General features: G+C 44.0%; 14 protein-coding genes and 3 pseudogenes. 5 read left to right on the top strand and 12 right to left on the bottom strand.

Features of this window, described 5'->3' with window-relative positions; translation table 11 throughout:
- Positions 1-5: 5 nt before the first annotated feature.
- Complete coding sequence (locus DXD92_RS03850; protein WP_118700447.1) at positions 6-875, bottom strand: ABC transporter permease; 870 nt, start codon at positions 873-875, stop codon at positions 6-8.
- Positions 876-1,561: 686 nt separating this feature from the next.
- The gene (locus tag DXD92_RS03845) at positions 1,562-2,587 is read right to left on the bottom strand and encodes a LacI family DNA-binding transcriptional regulator (RefSeq protein ID WP_117508903.1); all 1,026 of its coding nucleotides are present in this window, start codon (positions 2,585-2,587) and stop codon (positions 1,562-1,564) included.
- Between the two features lie 223 nt (positions 2,588-2,810).
- Here DXD92_RS03845 and DXD92_RS03840 point away from each other — a divergent pair, with 223 nt between their 5' ends.
- Both DXD92_RS03840 and DXD92_RS03835 read left to right on the top strand, forming a co-directional pair.
- Entirely contained in the window at positions 2,811-5,216 is a 2,406-nt protein-coding gene (locus DXD92_RS03840; RefSeq protein WP_117804956.1) for a glycoside hydrolase family 2 TIM barrel-domain containing protein, read from the top strand.
- Between the two features lie 20 nt (positions 5,217-5,236).
- Positions 5,237-6,634 (top strand): MATE family efflux transporter, encoded by a 1,398-nt coding sequence (locus DXD92_RS03835; RefSeq protein WP_117508901.1) that lies wholly within the window; start codon positions 5,237-5,239, stop codon positions 6,632-6,634.
- 87 nt (positions 6,635-6,721) lie between these two features.
- Here the strand turns inward: DXD92_RS03835 and DXD92_RS03830 are convergent, their stop codons facing one another.
- A complete protein-coding gene (locus tag DXD92_RS03830) occupies positions 6,722-7,846 on the bottom strand; it encodes a DUF362 domain-containing protein (RefSeq protein WP_117804955.1) in 1,125 nt (374 codons plus the stop codon).
- A gap of 314 nt (positions 7,847-8,160) precedes the next feature.
- Here DXD92_RS03830 and DXD92_RS03825 point away from each other — a divergent pair, with 314 nt between their 5' ends.
- Positions 8,161-8,841, top strand: coding sequence for an HAD family hydrolase (locus DXD92_RS03825; protein WP_118594451.1), 681 nt, complete (start codon positions 8,161-8,163; stop codon positions 8,839-8,841).
- Between the two features lie 103 nt (positions 8,842-8,944).
- On the opposite strand, the gene DXD92_RS03820 is transcribed toward DXD92_RS03825, so the two are convergent.
- The 4 genes and pseudogenes from DXD92_RS03820 to DXD92_RS19460 form a co-directional block, all read right to left on the bottom strand.
- Positions 8,945-10,831 carry a phage tail tip lysozyme gene (locus DXD92_RS03820; RefSeq protein ID WP_118594452.1) on the bottom strand — a complete coding sequence of 629 codons (1,887 nt, stop codon included), beginning with the start codon at positions 10,829-10,831 and terminating at the stop codon, positions 8,945-8,947.
- Positions 10,832-11,110: 279 nt separating this feature from the next.
- Entirely contained in the window at positions 11,111-12,349 is a 1,239-nt protein-coding gene (locus DXD92_RS03815) for an MYG1 family protein (RefSeq protein ID WP_118640113.1), read from the bottom strand.
- A gap of 229 nt (positions 12,350-12,578) precedes the next feature.
- Complete coding sequence (locus DXD92_RS03810) at positions 12,579-12,791, bottom strand: ferrous iron transport protein A (protein ID WP_022461118.1); 213 nt, start codon at positions 12,789-12,791, stop codon at positions 12,579-12,581.
- Between the two features lie 79 nt (positions 12,792-12,870).
- A pseudogene (locus tag DXD92_RS19460) lies at positions 12,871-12,990 on the bottom strand (DUF6783 domain-containing protein); the annotation flags it as partial.
- On the opposite strand from DXD92_RS19460, the pseudogene DXD92_RS19455 reads away from it, so the two are divergent.
- Positions 12,940-13,086 (top strand): annotated as a pseudogene (locus DXD92_RS19455) (DUF6783 domain-containing protein). The pseudogenes DXD92_RS19460 and DXD92_RS19455 sit on opposite strands and share 51 nt — an antisense overlap.
- Here the strand turns inward: DXD92_RS19455 and DXD92_RS03800 are convergent.
- From DXD92_RS03800 to DXD92_RS03790, 3 genes and pseudogenes are all read right to left on the bottom strand, one after another.
- Positions 13,070-13,708, bottom strand: a complete 639-nt coding sequence (locus DXD92_RS03800; RefSeq protein WP_118640112.1) for a sulfite exporter TauE/SafE family protein — start codon at positions 13,706-13,708, stop codon at positions 13,070-13,072. The pseudogene DXD92_RS19455 and the gene DXD92_RS03800 sit on opposite strands and share 17 nt — an antisense overlap.
- A 337-nt stretch (positions 13,709-14,045) precedes the next feature.
- On the bottom strand, positions 14,046-15,071 hold the full coding sequence (locus DXD92_RS03795; protein WP_055228277.1) for a U32 family peptidase: 1,026 nt from the start codon (positions 15,069-15,071) through the stop codon (positions 14,046-14,048).
- A pseudogene (locus DXD92_RS03790) lies at positions 15,068-16,746 on the bottom strand (AAA family ATPase). Before DXD92_RS03790 ends, DXD92_RS03795 begins: the two are co-directional and overlap by 4 nt.
- A gap of 429 nt (positions 16,747-17,175) precedes the next feature.
- Here DXD92_RS03790 and DXD92_RS03785 point away from each other — a divergent pair.
- Positions 17,176-17,571: a PBECR3 domain-containing polyvalent protein gene (locus DXD92_RS03785; RefSeq protein WP_118640111.1), complete on the top strand. Its 396-nt coding sequence runs from the start codon at positions 17,176-17,178 to the stop codon at positions 17,569-17,571.
- A 129-nt stretch (positions 17,572-17,700) separates the two neighbouring features.
- Here the strand turns inward: DXD92_RS03785 and DXD92_RS18795 are convergent, their stop codons facing one another.
- The gene (locus DXD92_RS18795; protein ID WP_181968255.1) at positions 17,701-18,357 is read right to left on the bottom strand and encodes a phospholipase D-like domain-containing protein; all 657 of its coding nucleotides are present in this window, start codon (positions 18,355-18,357) and stop codon (positions 17,701-17,703) included.
- Entirely contained in the window at positions 18,339-20,084 is a 1,746-nt protein-coding gene (gene drmB / locus DXD92_RS03775; RefSeq protein ID WP_118640110.1) for a DrmB family protein, read from the bottom strand. Before drmB ends, DXD92_RS18795 begins: the two co-directional genes overlap by 19 nt.

The raw sequence follows: 20,084 nt of genomic DNA, 5'->3' as shown, positions 1-20,084 counted from the left end.
TCCTCCTAAAACAGTGCATAGTCCGGATCAAGTCGTTTTACCACCCAGTTGCTGAACATAACCAGAACAAATCCAAAAATAGACTGATACAAACCTACGGCAGAAGATGTTGCAAAGTTATTCTGTGTCGTCATTGTACGGTATACAAAGGTTTCAATGATATCAGTTGTCGGGAACAACTGTGAATTCGCACCACCTGTCAGGTTCCAGAACAAACCAAAGTTTCCTTTCATGATTCCGCCAAGCGCAAACAGAAGCAGAATGATAAAGGTTCCTTTCAGGGAAGGAAGAATGATGTAACGAATTCTCTGCCAGCTGGTAGCGCCATCTACCTCTGCTGCTTCTACCATACTGGAATCAATACCGCAGATTGCCGCGAAATAAACAACAGAACCATAACCTGTTTGCTGCCACATGTTACAGAAAATAATGATGAAGGGCCATAAACCAGCTTTGCTGTAAATCTGTATTGGGTCAGCACCCGTTTCACGAAGAAGTGCATTTAATGCACCCGTGTCATAATTCAGAATATTAAATGCGATCGCCCCAATCAGTACAGCAGAAATAAAATACGGAAGGAACATGATTGTCTGTGATACCTTTTTAAAAAATTTACTTCTGATTTCATTCAGCATAAGAGCAATTACGATCTGAAAAACATTTCCAAGAAGAATAAAAACCAGATTGTATAAAATTGTATTTTTCGTTAAAGTCCACAATTCACCGGAAGAAATCAAAAATTCAAAGTTTGATAATCCTACAAAAGGGCTTCCAAAAATACCATCCCGAAAATTGTAACTCGTGAATGCAATCCATACGCCCGGCAATGGGCAATAGTTAAACACGATAAAAAAGATGACTGCTGGCAAACACATCAGAAGAAGTGTTTTGTTGTTGCGAAAAGTCTTCCATGCTCGATTCTTTTTACTGGGGACAGCCGGAAGAGCTGCTGTCGTTTGGTTCCTTTTTCCTTTCACGTTGCGTTCCTCCTATTTTGCAGTTTGTGAAAATTTGTCTGCACATAATTTGCAGCCTTTATATGAAACCGTTTTCACGTTTTTCCAAAAATAAAAGTGATCATGATGAATGTATCTTTGTTTTTACTGCTTTTCCTGTATATTATAACGATAATTCCATCTAAAAAGCACTTAACTTATACATCTTTCCAAATCACATATCTTTTTAATTGGCACTTTCGTGAAACCCTTTTCATATTTCGTACTATACTCCTTCCGCTTTGATTTGTCAACTTGTTTTTTGTATAATTTGCTTTCTTTTTTTTAAAGCCATCTGAATTAGTTGACAATTTGACAAATCACCCCTTTATTCCTCTATGTATATCCACTTTTTTTCTTTCTGAAAACGCGCTATTTACCGCCATTTTGATCTGTCGGTATCTCTCTTACAAAAGCCAAAATCTGTTCCAGGATCAATATCACCATGTCTGCAAACATTCCAAAATTAGTGCAAAAAAATTCTTCTCTCTGATGGTCTTTTAAAATCAAAGAGAAGAATTATCTGGCTATATGAAATTACATGCTTCTGAATCGATAATGTGATATTATTGCAATATCGTGGATTCGCGTACGATTAAACGCGACACACATTGCTGAATTTTCGGAATCTCTTCTCCTGAAAGAAGTTTTACCGCAGACGCAGCCAGCATTTTTCCAAAAGAAGCATAATCATAGCAAACGCTGGTAAGCTTCGGGTTAACAATATCTGACAGAAAGGTTCCGTCAAAGCTGACAAGCGATATATCCTGCGGAACAGACAAATGATGTTCCTCAATACACCGAAGAATTCCGATTGCGCTGAAATCATTGATTGCAATTACGGCAGTCGGCATCGTACGATTTTCCTGAAAGAGCTTTTCCATACACTGGTACCCCCCTTCGATGTTGTAATCCGAATCCGTTACATAGCGTTCTCTGTATGTGATTCCATTTTTACGAAGCAGCATACGATACCGCATTCGTTTATCATATGTTGACCGGATGTGATTTTTCCCGCCGATCAGTGCAATATGCCGATGGCCAAGCGAAAAAAGATGCTCCATGGCAAGGTCTACACTCGCCATTTCATCAATGCATACCTGATAACAAAGAGATCCTTCTATTTTTCCAGTTGTAATAATCGGTGTAGTGTCTGTGATTCGATCAAGCAAATCCACATATTCCAAATCTGTAACGAGCTGGTCTGATTTTCCTCCCATTAAAATAATTGCATCCACACGCAGGTCAAACATCTTCTGCAAATACTGTTCTTCCATTTCATAACTGCTCTGAGATGAAAATATCATGGGAACATATCCACTTGCACCAATTTCCTTTACGCATTCGTCCACAAGCTGTGCATAAAAGGGATTCATCATATCCGCTGCAAGAATGCCAATGATTTTTGTTCTTGCATTTGTCAGCCCCTGTGCTAGCGCATTGGGGCGATAATCATATTTTTGTATGATTTCCTCCACTTTTTTTCTTTTTTCCTCGCTTACCCGGGCATTTTTCGTCATGACCCGAGACACCGTCGCCGGCGAAACGCCTGCTTCTTTTGCAATAGTATAAATGTTTTTTTCTTTTTTCATAAATCGCCCTCTTGAAACTCTTACTCTATTCCAATTTTTTGAAACCCTTTTCATTTCAAATTCAAGGATAGACTTTTTGCACGTAAAAGTCAATCCTAAAGTCGCTATTTTACAAAAAATCCCTCTCTTTTCCATGGATTTTTCAGATGAACTCTTTATAATAAAAACCATAGGAACGTATAAAAATTGAAATATCATGATAAAAACAGGAGGTTATAAATCTATGAATACCCAAACAATTTATCTCCATCATTCCTGGAAATTTCACTATGGCGAAGAGCCGGATGCCTGGAAAAAAGACTATGATGATACTGGCTGGACAGCTGTCGAGCTTCCACATGACTGGTCTGTTGCAATGCCATTTTCCAGATCCTATTCCAGCGGCACCGGATATGCAGCCGGCGGCATCGGATGGTATCGTGGAACCTTTTCCCTGCCTGAGAAGTATCGTGGAAAACGCATCGTGCTGCTGTTTGACGGTGTCTACAAAGAAAGCCAGGTCTGGTTCAACAGTTATTATCACGGCTTTCATCCCAATGGATACACACCTTTTTTCTATGACATAACATCCCAGGCTGTTTTTGGTACAGATGGTATCAATGAAATCAGCGTCCGTGTAGACCGGACAGAGATTTCAGATTCCCGATGGTTTACCGGTTCCGGAATCACAAGAAAGGTAACGCTCCTTGTTACAGATCTTCTTCACGTTACACCATATGGCACCTGCTTTTCCATAAACAGGGCAGATAAAATCTCAGCGGATCTTTCTATCACAACAGAGATCTGTAATATGGAAGATCAGGAAACCTCTTTTTCACTGGTCCAGTATCTGCGTGATCAAAATGGAAACACGGTGTTTTTCGCCGAGCAGAGAGCCACTCTTCTTCCTGGAGAAACCGCAAAACTAAAGACTGAAGGAACGGTAGCACAGCCAACACTGTGGTCTCCGAAACATCCATCTTTATATACACTCGAAACATGGCTCCACAAAGCCAAGGATGACTCCGCCTTTCTTGCAGACAAGTTCCGTGTAGGTATCCGCACCTTCCGTTTTGATGCCGATTATGGATTCTTTCTGAATGAAATCCCCATGAAAATTAAGGGGGTCTGCGTTCACCACGATGCCGGTGCACTCGGTGCCGCCGTTACAAAAGAAATCTGGATACGCCGCCTTGAAAAGCTCAAAGAAATGGGCTGCAATGCCATCCGTATGAGCCATAATCCGCATATGCCGGAACTGTACGATCTATGTGATGAAATGGGCTTTCTTGTTATGGATGAAGCATTTGATGAGTGGGAAGGGCCAAAAAACAAATGGTCTACCGGTCATAATGTTTATCCTCCAAAGCATCAGGGATATTACAAGTACTTTCCTCAGTACCAGAAAGAAGATCTGTCTGCTATGGTATTGCGCGACCGAAATCATCCAAGTGTAATTCTCTGGAGCATTGGAAATGAAATTGATTATCCAAATGATCCTTACTGCCATCCTCTGTTTCAGACCATGACCGGAAACAATGATGCAAACAAGCCTGCCGCAGAGCGCGTATACAATCCGGATCGGCCGAATGCAGAGCGATTAAAAGCACTGGCTTCCATGCTTGCTTACGAAGTACGCGCAGTGGATCCTACGCGCCCGGTTACACTGGCTGCCGCTTTTCCGGAGCTCTCTGCAAAGATCGGTTTTCTGGATGCCCTCGATGTTGCCGGATACAATTATAAAGAACATTTATACGAGGAAAGCCACTGTGATTTTCCTTCGCTCCCATTTTTAGGCAGCGAAAACGGACATGATCTTGCTGCCTGGCATGCGGTAACCGAAAACGAATATATCAGCGGACAGTTTCTCTGGACAGGCATTGATTATATGGGAGAGGCACACGGATGGCCGCTTCGAGCTTCTGAAGCCGGGCTTCTTACGATGGCTGGCTTTGAAAAATCCGGGTTTTACCGGCGGATGAGCTTCTGGTCATCCAAACCGATGTGCCATCTTTCCACACAGCGGGCAGACTCCATGAGAGAAAGCTGGCAGCCATTATTCGAAAGCTGGAATTACTGTGATGGAGAAGATATCGAAGTCCGCTGCTACACAAACCTTTCCGAAGCGGAATTATTCTTAAACGGAATCAGTCTCGGCAAAAAGGAGGCTTCCTATACTGAAGATTCGATTCGCTGGATCGTTCCCTTTCAGCCGGGCACGCTGATGGTTCTTGCTTCTGGAAAGCTTGCGGCACAAAAGGGCGGGGCTTCCTGTACTTTTGAAGCAAAGGATGAGCTGAAAACGACTTCTATGCCTTGTGCCCTGCAGATCCGACCCTGGAAGCCGTCCAAAGAAAATTCCGCTGTTTTACCGGAAAATCCGCTTCTGCAGTTCGAAGTTTATGCCGCCGACAGAGATGGTGCTTTCTGCTTCGGAGATTCCTCCATGGTTCAGGTAACGACAGACGGAGGCGTCCTTCTTGGAATTGAAAACGGAAATGCTGCAGACTGCACCGAGTATGCTTCTTCCTGCCGCCGGTTGTACCATGGACGACTGATTTTCTATGTCCGCCGCTCTTTTGCAGATCACCCGGTTACCGTGCAGGTTTCTTCAGAACTGCTAAAATCCAATTCTGTTACTATTTTCTGAAAGGAGTAACGACAGACTTTATGTGGAAATCCTTTTACAATCCAGATCTGGGCAAAGTAGAAACGCCACAGGGAACGATGACTCTCCCAAAGATTTTTCTTCCCCTGTTTCTGGAAATGTTTTTGATGAATCTGATGAGCACCGTCAATACTTTTACTTTGTCCTTTTATTCCGATGAAGCAGTTGCTGCCGTTGGTTCCGCCGGACAGTTTATGGGCATGATTCTGAATTTCTATTCCGTAATCAGTACCGGTGCGTCCATCGTAATCAGCCAGAATCTTGGTGCCAAAAAGGAAAAAAATGCATCCGATGCTGCTTTCTGTGCGCTGTTTGCAGGTGCCGGGTTAAGCGTTCTCCTTGGTGCTACACTTTCGTTCTTTTCCATGCCCCTGATGCGGCAGATGAATTTATCCGGCCAGGTATTAACATATGCCTCTTCTTACCTGAGAATCTGCATTCGTGTTTCCTTTTTTGCCGCGTTCGTGTCCATCTGCAGTGCCATATTTAAAAGCTATGGAAAGCCCAAAATATCGGTATTTGTTACCCTTGGAATGAATGCGCTGAATGCCCTTTTAAATTATCTGATCGTCTTTCAGCCGGTCGAACTGCCGCTTCACGGCGTAGAAGGGATTGCCTGTGCCTATGCCTTCAGTGAGGGCTGTGCCGCTTTTACCATGCTTCTGCTGCTCCTGGTTCTTCCGCTTGGCCTTGACTTCCGTCATAAGTCCATACGCAGCAGTTTCCGGATTTTACCAAAAGTGCTTCAAATCGGAATTCCAGGCGGTATCAGTACGCTTTCCTATTCTGTATCCCAGGTAGTGACAACCTCCATTATTGCACTTGTCGGTGTGCAGGCTGTTTCCGCCAAAATTTATGTTTCCACACTTGTTTTTTACGTGTATGTCCTAGGCCTCTCCCTTGGTCTTTCGACCTCGTTGCTGATCAGCTGGCTTACCGGCGCCGGAAAATACGAACAGGCTTATCAGCTGAATTTGCAGAATTTAAAAATCACAATTTTGCTGAATGCCTGCCTATCCACGCTCCTTGCCTGCTTTGGTTCCGTGCTGCTGCGGATCTTTACAGACGATCCTGCGATCCTTTCGATCGGACATACCATTTTGTTTTTTGATATTTTCGTGGAAATTTTTCGAGGCTTTAATCACATTGAGGAAAATTCCTTGCGCGGAGCAGGCGATGTGGTTTTCCCTATGGGTGTTTCCATTCTCTCCTGCTGGCTGATGAGTGTATTCTTCTCCTATCTGCTTGGTGTAAAAATGGGATTCGGATTATTCGGATGCTGGATCGCTTTTGGCATGGATGAGGCGTTCCGTGGTGTAAATTATCTGATCCGGTGGCGATCACGCAAATGGATGAAAAAAACCGTTGTTATTTCTGAAGAAAATACAATCTGGCCTTAAAAGGCTCCAGCTTCTCGTTGATTTTTCATTCGAGAAGCTGGAGCTTTCCGCTGTTGTTCATCTGCCCTAAAGCATTTTTTTGTATTATTATTTGATACGTTTCAGTTCATACTGTCTCGTACCAAGACCAATTTTCTCTGCCTGGTCAAGGGTTGCCTGCCATTCAATATTCGGATTGGAATCCTTGAAATGATCGTGGTGGCAATGCCATCCCGGCTCTGCAAGATGCTCGCCAAGCTGACTGTTTTCGATCGGAGTTGCCTTCAGGCAGGCATCGGCACACGCCTGGTCAATGGCAACCGGGTCGAAGCTTGCAAACATTCCGATATCCGGCAGGATCGGAGCATCGTTCTCCCCATGGCAGTCACAGTTCGGGCTGATATCCTGTACCAGAGAGATATGGAAACACGGACGTCCATGACAGACAGCCTGTGCATACTCAGCCATTTTCCGGTCGAGAAGCTCGTTTGCACTGCTGTTTGGATTATAAACCGCATCAAAACTGCAGGCACCGATGCAGCGGCCGCATCCTTTGCATTTGTCATAGTCAATGACTGCTTTTTTATCCACATAGGAAATTGCATCGCTTCCGCATTCTTTTGCACAGCGGTGGCAGCCACGACAGACATCCGTATTGATCGCCGGTTTTCCACTGGCATGCTGCTGCATCTTTCCGGCGCGGCTTCCGCATCCCATACCGATATTTTTCAGTGCACCGCCAAAGCCCGTTGCTTCATGGCCTTTGAAATGGCTCAGACTGATAAAAATATCTGCGTCCATGATCGCATGGCCAATCAATGCTGTTTTGCAGTATTCTCCGTTGACAACCGGAACCTCAATTTCATCGGTTCCTCGCAGTCCATCTCCGATGATAATCTGGCATCCTGTGGTAATGGTATTGAATCCGTTCAGATTTGCGCAGTCAAGGTGCTCCAGGGCATTTTTTCTGCTGCCCGGATATAACGTATTGCAGTCTGTCAGGAACGGAAGACCTCCCTGCTCTTTACAGAGATCTGCAACCACTTTCGCATAATTCGGACGAAGAAACGCCATGTTTCCCAGTTCGCCAAAATGCATTTTGATTGCAACAAATTTACCTTCCATATCAATGTCTTTGACGCCAGCAGCGATACAGAGTTTTTTCAGCTTGTCAAGCTGACTCGTTCCCACAGGACATCGAAAGTCGGTAAAATAAACCGTTGACTTTTCCATTCTGTTATTCCTCCTAATTTGTCCTTTTTTATCAGAATAGCACTTTAAGCTTACTTGAAGTCAAGTGTGATTGTAATATGCATGGATCCAGTCATGCCCGAATGTTACAGTTTACTGCTACCCAGCAATCTGTAATATTTGCAGTCCTCATAGAAAGTTTTGCTTCGTAAAAGGAAGATTTGTAGTATTCTGTAAAGTTCATGCACTTGTCTTTTTTCAGGATTTTTCGTATACTGAAGGTAGTTTTAAAAAAATCAGAGTACAGAGTAAACGAAAACCGTCTGTTTTCTTTTACTCCCTGGGAGGTCGCATTTATGATAAAGGCAGTATTATTCGATATGGATGGTATCCTGTTTGACACCGAGATTGTAATGAAAGAGGGCTGGCAAAAAGCTGCCCGGGAGCTGAATTTTACGCTCACGGAGGAACATCTCTCACAGATGCGCGGCAGCGCGCTTCCACGGAGCAGAAAGCTGTTTGAGGAGTGGTTTCACGGAAAGGTGACATACGATGAGGGACGCGCGATCCGCTCGGCGTATCTGAATGATTATATTCAGCGAAATGGTGTACCGGAAAAGCCGGGACTTCACGAGTTTCTTTCCTGGCTGAAGGAACATTCGATTAAAGTTGCGGTTGCCACTTCCACAACACGGCGCGTTGCGGAAGGATACTGGAAACAGTCTGGCATTGACCAGTATATCGATGCTTCAGTCTGCGGGGATGAGGTAATCAACAGCAAGCCGGATCCGGAAATTTTCTTAAAAGCAGCGTCTCTTCTGAAAGTTCCGATTGCTGCATGCATGGTAGCCGAAGACAGCATCAATGGTCTGAAGGCCGCGCGTGCAGCTGGCGCCATCTCCTGCATGATCCCGGATCTGACACCGTATACAAAAGAGCTTTTTCCATTTTGTGATTATGTGAGTCCTTCTCTTTTGACCTGTAAAGAAATTCTGCTGCAGACTCCGGAAGCGGACAAACTGAAAAGCTGGAAGTAAAAAATCATACATAAATTCAATTATTTTACTGTAAGAAAGTCCTCCACACAGAATCTTTCTGCTGCGGAGGACTTTCTTTAACACGTTTTCATCATCTGTTCGTTTATTCTACATCTACCGGCGAATCATACGATTCCATAACATTGTAGATCTGTTCTGCTGCTGTTGTACGCAGTTTCTGCTGTGTGCTCTGGTTTGCGCATTTTTCGTATTCACGCATGAAGGCAGTTGCTGCGGTGTCAACATCTTCGGCATTTTTCAGTCTGTCCAGCAGATTCGGATTGTAGTCGGAAAGGTAGGCCATCAGACTGTCGAGCTGGCCGGACAGGCTTCCAAGGCTCTTTCCAAGATCAATGGTATATCGGCACAGATACTCTTTGATCGTTGGATCTGTAAAACCACAGAGACCATATCCATATCTTCCGCCACTGTAAAGGCCAAAACGGGAACTTCGGATCACTTCGTCACGGGAAATGATTCCGGCGTCAACAAGGTTCGTGTACTGCTCTCCGCTCAGGCTTGTGCGGCTGGTAGAGCCATACTCAAGCAGTGTCGGATTGAGGTCTGTGGATGCCTCGTTTGCAATATTTCCCATAATACCGGCGGCTCCTTCTTTTGTAAATCCGTGCATCAGGAAGTAATTCCAGATCTTTTCTGCGTTCGTTCCGCCGATTTCATCGTCGGCTGCAAAACGACGGATCGTCAGAATCGTGTCACAGTCCACCGGGCGGTCGCAGGTGATACCGGCGTTTTCATTCAGCGCTTCTACGATTTTTCCTTCTCCGTCATACAGCGCCACATGGCCATTATAGCAAATAACATCGCCTGCGCGTGCCTCATCCAGGCTTGCAACCTCCGTTCCAAGGCTGCGCCATCCGCCGGAGGTCGTATATTCACCGTCGTACGCACCGCAACGGGTCAGAATCTGCCATACAAAATGAGAGCAGTCAATACCGTCCGTCAGGGAGTTTCCACCCCAGACGTATGGTCTGCCAACGAACTGTTTTGCAAATGTGATAATACCGTTTCCGGTTGAGGTTTTTACTTCATAAACCGTTTCTTTTTTATAGGGAAAGGCTTCATTTTCAGACGGATCGATCACCTGATCCGCCAGTTTCATCTGATCCTCTCCGGTGCCGGTTACATATTCCAGCGCCTCTTTTCCCTGCTGCAGATAATCCGTACGGACAAAACCGCGGACGTCGCCCGATTCAATATAAACCCACTCCTGATCCGCATCGGCGATCACAAAGCAGAGTGCCTTTGCCGGAAGTGTTCCCACGATCCGTGCGCTGGTGGAACCGCTTTCGCGGACGTTTAATCTGGTATCGACCTTTGCGTAGGCGTACGCTTTGTCGACCTGTGCGAAACCTGCGCGGAGATCTTTTTTCATGGAGCTGATATATTTTCCGTAATCAATCGTCTGAATCCAGTCATCCGCCTGTGTCTCATCATTTTTCGGTGTTTCTGTCGGTGCTGGTGCAGGCGTCTCGGTTGGCACCGGTGTTTCTGTTGGTTCCGGGGTTTCGGACGGGGCTGGAGTCGGCGTTTCACTTGGGGATGGCGTTACCGACGGTTCTGGAGTTTCGCCTGGAGTTGGTTCCGGGGTTTCACTTGGAGATGGCTCCGGCATCTCGCCTGGATTCGGGTCTTCCGGTGTCTCCGTTGGAGTCGGATCCTCTGTCGGTTCTGGCGTTTCCGGTACTTTTGGCTCCTCTGTGGAAGCGGCATTTTCATCCTGAGATGGTACGGACGGTTCTTCTGCTGGTGTCTCGGTTTCCTGTGTTTCTACAGCCGGAACAACGGCTTCTTCTGTGTTTCCGTTTTCCGTTTCACTTTGCGTGGCCGGTGCATCCGCCTGATCTTTCTGCGTTTCCTGCACCGTTTTCGCTGTCTCCTCTGCATGCGCCGGTGCAGCCGAACCGAGAAGCATTCCGGCTGCCACGCCGAACGCTGTTACCGTTGTGCCAAATTTTTTCTTTGAAATCATATATGTTTTGCTCTCCTCTCTGCTGTTTGTCGATTTCTGCCTGCCATTTTCTGCTTTTGAGGCCGTTCGAATGAAATCACGAAAATGTATCGTTCCTGTAAAGTCTGGCCTCTTTTTTTGAAGATAAACCAAAAATGATATCATTCATTTTCATTGTGCAAAAATTTCACGTATTTTCTATATTGTATCACAGACAACAGCAGATGCAAAGAAACAAATCACATATTGAGGAATTTTTCTGTTTAACGCGTGAAATTGAGAGAGATTCTCTGTAAATTCTCAGGAACCGGACGGAATGCGGATCAGAAGCCGTTTTCCATTCTGCTCTGATACCGTCAGAACCGGAATATGTTTCTTGCGGAGCTGGTGCATGACCGGATAGGCCGCAAAGAGATCACCGCTGACACAGACAGCCTCCGGCTTTTCTTTTAACAAGTCCGACAGGTATTCCCGCAGGCGTATCTTCCATTCTGCTTTTTCAAGTGATGACACGGCATAACTGCCACAGATGTTCAGTTCCGGGGCCTCCGGCAGCGGTTTATGAAGAATAACTGCATGCTCCATGCCCGGCATCTGCCGCAAAAGCGCGTCATCCGCATCAATCGCATCGGTACCGATGTGGATCAGAACCGGTGCTTTTGGCATTCCCGCAAGGCTGATGCGACAGGCAGCGACGGCATCGTCAAGCGTTTCTGCGGTGAGAAGAAATCCTCCTTTGTGGCAGAAAGACACATCGGAAAGCCCCGTCGCTTCCTGCAGTGCTTCTTTTTCCAGGCCAAGCCATGTTTCCGGAAAATCATACTTGTAATTGAATGAATTTTCTTTTCGAACCGGCTGCACGCAGTAACCGCCGCGATTCGATGGGAATATCAGAAATGCAATTTCAGTCGCGGAAAGCTGTTTCTGACATGGAAAAAATTCCGACAGAATCAGAATCTTTTCATCCATTGTTCCTGCCTTTTTCTCCGCTGCGATCCGCTTCCTGTGTTCGGCAAGAAGAGCTGCAAACTGCTGCTCCGCCCGCTCATCCGCACGAAAACGCTCCCATTTATGTTCCAAAATCCGTCCGGCCACTGCCACCGCTTCCAGGAAAGCAGCATCGCTTCCGCTGTTATCATCCCATACCGGATTGAACATGCCGATCATACTGGCGAGTTCATTCTTTTCTCCTGTATTATCATTGAGATCGAGCGGCTGTACAAACTTCTCGTCAAACCGCGCGGCCATCTCCGGACTTAAAATTTCTGTGCCAAGTGCCTCCCATAAAAGGCCAAACGCCGCGTACGGAACCTGGTTTTCCCGGATCCGGCTGTCTTTCTGGTGATGGTCGTATTCTCCTCTCCCAATATCAAAAACAATCCCGTCAAAATCCTCCGGCACACGATTTCCGCGCTGGATGGTAAGCTGCGGATTAAAATGCAGAAGCAGTGCCGCAGAGAACACATCATCCGCATGAAATTTTCCGCCGTGCGTAAAAGCAGCGGCATGTTCTTTTTGTATCTGTTCTAATAATGTCATAAAATTCCAACTTCCTTTTTCTTAAGATCTGCTCTATTTTACTCTATCTGGCGGCTGTTTCGCAACGGTTCTATGTAAAGAAAAGTTTGAAAACTTCCTGGCGCATATTTATTAAAAATCATTTCCGCAGTCTGCACACTTATCTACGAAAATTCTTTTGTGGGTATTTGGAAAATCAAAATGAGCGGCTCCTCTTCCAAGGTTCCGCTCATTTTGATTTTTCTTCCTTTCATACCTGAATCCGGTCTGCAGCTGCATCACACATTGCAATCCGTTTTCCATCCATGCCAAGGATCAATCCACCGTTTATTCTCTGGATGACCTGTACGGTGCTGCCTTCTTTGATTTTACGGCTTCGGAGGAAATCCAGAACATCAGGGATTCCAAACATCCATTTGATGGTACAGATATCACCGGTTTTTTTCTTTGAAAGTGCCTGCATGGTATCCCTCCTTTTTACTTTTTCTATATTGTATTCCCTGAGGAAATATTTAGTCAATAAGAACAATTGGGATACGCTTCTAACTAAAGTTTGTGTGCAAAGCGCTAGAGTGTGTTTGAAAAAGGCTTTTCGTAGTCTGCATGTTCCAATTTGTGGGAGATTTTGTCTGAATGAAGGAGGCGTAGCGGGCTACGGCGACTGAATGAGGGCAAAATATACCGCAAATTGGGGCGTGCAGGCTGCGGAAATGGTTTTTCAAACACACTCTAGTTTTTCAATCAGAGAAAGAGTTTGATGCACGCGATCGCAATCGAAGCCACAGCCACGATCCGTTTCAGCAGCGTCTGGTTGATTTTCGTTGCATTTTTGCTTCCGGCAAAGACACCGATGCCATGTGCGACCAGAAGTACCGGTAAAAGCAAAAAGACTTCTTTGTTTCCGGCGGCCGCGATCAGATAGCCTGCCGCAGACGGTACGGCGATGAAAATCGAATCAAACAAGGAAATACCGACCGCGGTGTGCGCCGGAATACCGAGCAGTGTCAGAATCGGCATTACAAGCACCGGCCCGCCTGCACCGGAGGCGGCACAGACAGCACCGGTTACAGCACCAAGTACCAGGTAAAACGGAACGCTCTGGACTGCTTTTTTCTCTGTATTTCCCGGCTTGTCTTTCCGAATCAGGATGGAAATTCCGGAGAGCAGAACAACGAGATATAGAATTATTTTCATCGTGTCCGCCGGAATCAGAAGGTTGATCTTGACACCGGCAAGCGTGCCGACAAAACTTCCGGCCGAAAGCACACCTGCCGTTTTCAGGTCAAGGTTCCCGCTCTTATAATAATTTACCGATCCTAGAATGCCGGAAATCAGAAATGCTGCAAAGCTAATTTCCCTAAAAAAAGGAAAAATCGCCATGACGCTGGAGCAGTATCATCTGGCGCAGAAGACGATTCATCATTATGTTAATTATTAAAGCGTGCTGGGAAAACACTTCTTATTACGTTCTCCACTATTTCTTTAGATTAAGAAAGACCCTGCATACGCAGAGCCTTTCTTACATTTTCTTTCGAGGACTAACCTATAGCCAGATTGTGTTAAACCCTTATAAAGCTCATAAGACACTGCTTTCTGGCACAACATCTTACTTTACCGCTTGGCAGACACTCAAGTTGCCTGTCTTTAACATTATATTATATGTGATACGAAAATATGTCAATTCCAAATGCATTACTTCAGAAAGAGTTGACATATTTTATCTGGCATAGCACATGTGACTGCATCCATTTGGAAAAAGCTCTGCTTTCATCGCTCGGATATATTCTTCTTCCGTAGAAGAATCCTCCAGAATCTCCAGCATGCGGCGCAGATTTCGGATATCACGCTCCATAAAATTGGTATAATTTCCTCGGCCTACCAGCTTCAGATGAGTGATTCCGGCATCGGAAAGCTGTTTTAATGTACACAGGCCGCAGCCGGTTGCGCCGCAGAGGTAACCATCTTCCGATACAGGATTCGTCAGTTCTGATGCAGAATCCCATTCGGATATAGAAATATTTTCTCCTGGACGATTTTTTTCTTGTTTTTCTAATTTAGATTCTGAAAGCGACACCGGTTTCTTCCAGTAAGGAACCCGGCAAAGATATCCCATTTCATCGCAGTGCAGGGAATTGCAGAAAGCACCACTGAACTGGCACAGTTCATTCAAAGCAAATGCCTCGAACTCCGTTGGATAAGTCCATTCTTTTCGAGTGGCTTCTTTCTGCGCAGTTATATGCTGGATCACTGCACGCATTTCCGAAATCGTATTTTTGCGCTGGAAAATGATCCTCTTCGGGTATTCTTTCGCAAAAACCTCTGTCATCGCAGAATTCACCGTTCCCAAATCCCCGCTCAGATGTACCTCACAGTCAATCTTTTCTTTTCGCAGGTACACAAGCAGCGCGGGATCCGCAAGAATATAACTTTCAAACCCTATGCTGCGGCACTGTTGGATGATCCGTGCAATTTCTTCATACTGCTCCGGCCGATAATACAATGAATTGAACGTCAGGTGCACTGGCTTCTGGTATTTCTGCACCATATTGGCCAGAATTTCCAGTTCGCTGAACGATCCGATTTGTACATTATAGTTTAAGACCTCTCTCCGATTCAGCGGCAGAACCGTTCCGTATTTTTCTGACCAGGAAAACGGAACGTAACCGCAGAACAGCTCGTCTGCTCCGGCGCGGACGTAACGGGGATAGTCATCAATGGAGCCTAGGCCTGCTGTGATTTTCATAGTTTTTCCACCACCACTTTACACCGTTTTCTGCAGAATGCAATTCCATATGCAAGAATATCATTTCGTCCATCCTCGCGAAGTTCTGTATCATATCTGCGGTCCTTGATCTGCTCCAGCGCTCTTTCACACGCCTGATCGAGATCATGCAGGGAGCGGACATCTTTCAATTCCACGATGATTCCCGCATCCGGATTTTTCGGTTTAAGCAGAATATCCGCAAAACCATCTCCAGATTCCCTGTTTGATTTCACAACCCAGCCAGGATAATTTTTCAAAATACCAAGCAAAATGTCGTGATAAAAAATTTCCTTTTCTTCGTTCCGTGCCTTTGTATCGAAAACACGAATCGTTTCTCCAAGAAACATCGTCAGTTCCCGCTGGATCGTCTCCGCCTTTCCTTCCAGAAATCCCTGATTAATTTTATCTATAGATGCTCTGTTGTTCGCAACGATCTGATTAAACCATTCGCGGATTTCCTGATTCGGAATGATCAGCTTGTACACGCCATTGTCAGCTTTTCCAAGCCGTGTGAGATATCCGGTTGTGAAAAGCACACTCCATATGTTGTCGATGCTGTTATCAATTTCGTCATACGTCAAATCCGAACGAATTCTCTTTTCAACTGCATTTCCCGCAATCAACTGTTCGATTTCGTCTTTTGTCGTGATATCAGCCTGTTCAATAAAGCGTTTCACAAGATCATTTCCGCTGCTGTTGATCCAATAGGACTTAGGCTGTACATTTGGATCACTCAATAAATCGTCCACATAGTTGATCACATCCCAGGGACAATAGATATCTGCGTCGCCGAAATGATAACCGTCATACCACTCTTTCACTTTCTCGAAATGTTCCTGCAGATTGTAATTTGCAAGAAGTTTTTTTACCTCTTCATTCGTAAAGCCGAACTCTTCATCATAGCGAACGTCGTCTGCTGCATAAACTTTGAAGTTGTTCAATCCTGTAAAGATACTTTCTTTGGAAACCCGGAGACATCCTGTCAGTACAGCAAATTGCAGATCATCATTCGTCTTCAGCGCTTGGCCGAACAATCCCCGAATCAGTGAAACCATTTCTTTATAGTATCCATGCTGAAACGCTTTGTCGAGAGGAACATCATACTCATCAATCAGAATTATGGCCTTCTGACCATAATGTCGGCATAACAGCTGTGATAATGTCTGCAGGCTGGAGACAAGCATATCCTCATCCATGGAATATTTACCATTCACTAAATGGATGATCGCCCGATATTTGCTCCGCTCATTTTCCGTCAATTTTCACTGTCCGCTAAAAATGCAAATCGCTCTGCTTCCACCCCGATCAACTCCGTTAAACGGTATTTTTCGGCTTCAAAGGATAAGCCGTCAATTCCTTTGAGCGACAGGAAAATAACAGGGTACTTTCCCATATATTCCTCACACAGCTTTTGGTTCCGGGAAATATAGAGACCATCAAACAGCGTTCGATCTGCTCCAATTTCAAAAAAACTCTTAAGCATACTCATATTTAAGGTTTTTCCAAATCGGCGTGGTCTGGTAAAAAGATTCACCTTGCTCCAGTTTTCAAGAAGCTGTTCAATTAATTTTGTTTTATCTACATAGTAGAACCCGGATTTTTGAATTTCCTGAAAATTTTCAAGTCCAACCGGCAATTTCTTCCATTCTGCCATATCTACATGCTCCTCTCCGAAGCTAATCTCTGGAGTAAACTGTCTGTTTTCTTTCATCTACCACAATGCATTTTAATTTTAACATTTGGCAGATCAAATCGCAAGCCGATCTCTTTTTATTATTTCAGAAAACTTTTTATCACCATTATTTGTATCTTTTACCGACTGAATTCCTTTCGTTAAACACTCACGTTATTTGTTCATACTTTTATCTTGACTTTTTCTGTGTGACTTATCATACAAATTAAGAAATGAGTTTTCACTGGGTAGGGCTCATACCTGACAGAACTTGCTCATTTTTTTATTTTCATGATATCCTTAAGATGTTGAATAAAAGAGAAAAAACTGAAAACAACTGATATATAAAATAAGTCAGATCTTCCTTATTCCGCAGTAAGCATAATATCGAAAAGAGGTGTTTCGAAAAACATGCGAAAGAAAATCGGCGTTTTTTCAGCGCAACTCATAGAAATACTTGAATTGAACATTCCAGCTGGAACACCTATTTATATAGCAGATTCCAATATAGAACATATTAAAACTTCCCATCCTGATAATTTCGCACAATACGGTAGCGAATTAAGTAATATCATTGCCAATCCTGATTATGTTGAAAAAAGCGCTAAAGATGATTCTATAGAATTCACAAAAGAATACTACATAAATGGAGAATACGTAAAAGTAGCTGTCAGAATATCCACTCATAATATTTATTACGCGCGTTCAATGTACGTATTGACTGCTGCTAAAATCCATGTAGCACATAACAAAAACACAACAATCAGCACATTGTTAAGGCGGACAAATTCTCCCCAATATGACTGATTTTCAACAAGTTTAGTGACGGGGGTAAATTTGAAATTGCGTACAATAGTCAAAAAAGCCAATGGACTCAATGATTGCAGCATTAGCTTATGTTTCAAGCTTAAATTCATTGACACACCTCCATAAAGCTTACAGTTCAACAAATATCCTTTTGAATACCAGTGAAGTAAATATATCCTCTACTTGTTTAGCCAATTCTTTCGAATGGATTCGTGCCCCCAGCTCGATATTTCCTTCCTGTCCATGATATGAAAGATTTGCGGATGTAATCAGCGTATCTGTTTGATCAACAGAAATTACCTTTGCATGAAGAGCAGACATTTTATCTTCCTGTTTTGGATAGTTATAAATTCGCAGAAATTTTCCCTTATAGCAGCATAAACGGTCAAAGGCCTTCTGACTCTCAATGTCATTCACAAAAAATTTCACGAGAACGCCTTCTTGGCTCTTTTGAATTACACAATCAACTAACTCGGCAAAATAATCCGAGAGGGAGTACCCGGTAATTAGAATGCTCTTCCTAGCTCCCATAAGCATTTCTCTTACGGTAACCTTTGTCGGTTTTGTTTTCAACGCAAAAGAAGGTGGCGCTGTAACAACTAATTCAGCGCTATCATCGTTACTTTGGGCAGTCGCTGAAACCATAGCAAGAATTTCATGAGCTTCTTTTTCAGAAAGGGATGGATATCTCTTCTGAATGGCTCTAATAGACTCATTTCCACCAGATATAGCATCTGTGAGAATTTTGTTTAACAAAATATCTAAGCTTATACTTCCAGTTGACATAGTTCTTCCACCAAAGTTTTAAAATAAGACTGATTTTCTCTTCCGTCAATAGGCACAATTAATCCGCGATCCAACATGCGATTTCCATTCTCGCAAGCTGTTTCTGAGATCATACAGCAGGAATGGCACGCCGCACCATTTGAATTATTACCAGCAGGCACATTGTTAAGGCATTCCGGATCATTTGTGCAAACCAGTGCTTCCTGGAAAGCGTCTTTCATCAAAACAATAAGCTGATCAATATTTCCTAATTCTACAAGTCCACCAAGTGAGCCTTCTTTATCGGCACTTCCGGTATAGAGCAACACACCAGACATATCATCCCCAAAATAAATACGCTCACGAATAGCGGATGAAGAGTACCCCGAGGACATTGACATCTGCTTAATCAACAAATGTGCGAATGTATGCATCAGGACATACCTTGCATCTCGTAATGTGGTAACAGTCCATTCTTTAGATTCACAGAATTCCTTATAACACTGTGCATATTTCTGAGAAAGTGCTCCCAGTTCTGGATCTCTCAACCACGCATCAATACTATCCCTATTAAACTCAATAAAGACACCTTCACCGTGCACTTCTGCAGCAGGAAGCCATTTTTCAGTCTTACCCTTATTTAGATAAACGATATTTGTCTGCTCATCGGCATCTGGATCCGGAGCATCTACACGGGTGAAGCCAAGCAGCACTCTCACTTCTCTTAATCGTGTAATGCGAATGACTCTCTTAAAATACGGGAGCAGATAATCCGGAAGCGGATCCTCCTCAGCTTTAAAATGTTTTTTGTTGGAGGCGTACACAGGATCTGCGTGATGCGTAATGGCGTTGTATTCCATCTGCTTAATCTCTGTGAACTCTTTGATGTTTTGTCTTCTGCGCAATAAAGCTGCATCAAATTCTTCTCTTGTAAATGCAGAGAAATATTTTTGATACACTTTGTCTAATCCCATCTCTCCAAAATCTTCTTCATAGCTGTCAATTAAGCGCAAATGCTCATCAATCAAGTTATAAAGCGGATTGATCCAAGGTGGAATGGATATGGCACTTCTCATTACTGGAAAATACACATTCGACGCGCCACGCTGAGAAGGAATCATTTCCTTATCGCATTTTTCATTTTTATGATTTGGCCGGAACGGATGATGTCCGGAACATTTCATACCTTCAAAATTCTCATGCTGCGTTGCGCCGCTCATACTCCGTCGTGCCCCACAGGAACATTCAACCCACATATCTGCAAGCGTTGATGTATTGCCAGTTGAATACATCCTCATCGTACCTTTGCAGGTTGTATTGCCACCGTGAACCCACCAGCTCCAAGGGAAATCATCCATATGGCCGTTCTCACAAATAGTAATAAAACGAGAAGGATAAGCCTGTCTATGACATTCTGGACAAGTTACACCAAACTTCAGATATCGATCCAGGTCAAAATTCTCTCTTAAATCAAATATTCTCCCACATTTCACATTGGAACAAACATGCATATAAGGGAATGAGACCACAGGAATATCTCCGCTATAAGAAGTCCGTGGCATATAAAAGCAGTCAACGCCAAGATATGAGGCCAATCTGCCATCTATAATTTTCTTTCCTTTTTCCTTCCAATAGTTCAAATCCAGAACCGTGACGGAATCTTTCACGGCATCCACAATAGAACCTGGACCAAATGTAGTTATCAACTGATTAGGACGAATCTCACCTAATTTATTATTATCAAACAT

This window comes from Blautia sp. TM10-2 (genome assembly GCF_003480845.1).
Taxonomy (GTDB): domain Bacteria; phylum Bacillota; class Clostridia; order Lachnospirales; family Lachnospiraceae; genus Fusicatenibacter; species Fusicatenibacter saccharivorans.
The sequence above is the reverse complement of the archived record's forward strand: the minus strand, read 5'-3'. Positions and strand labels throughout refer to the sequence as shown.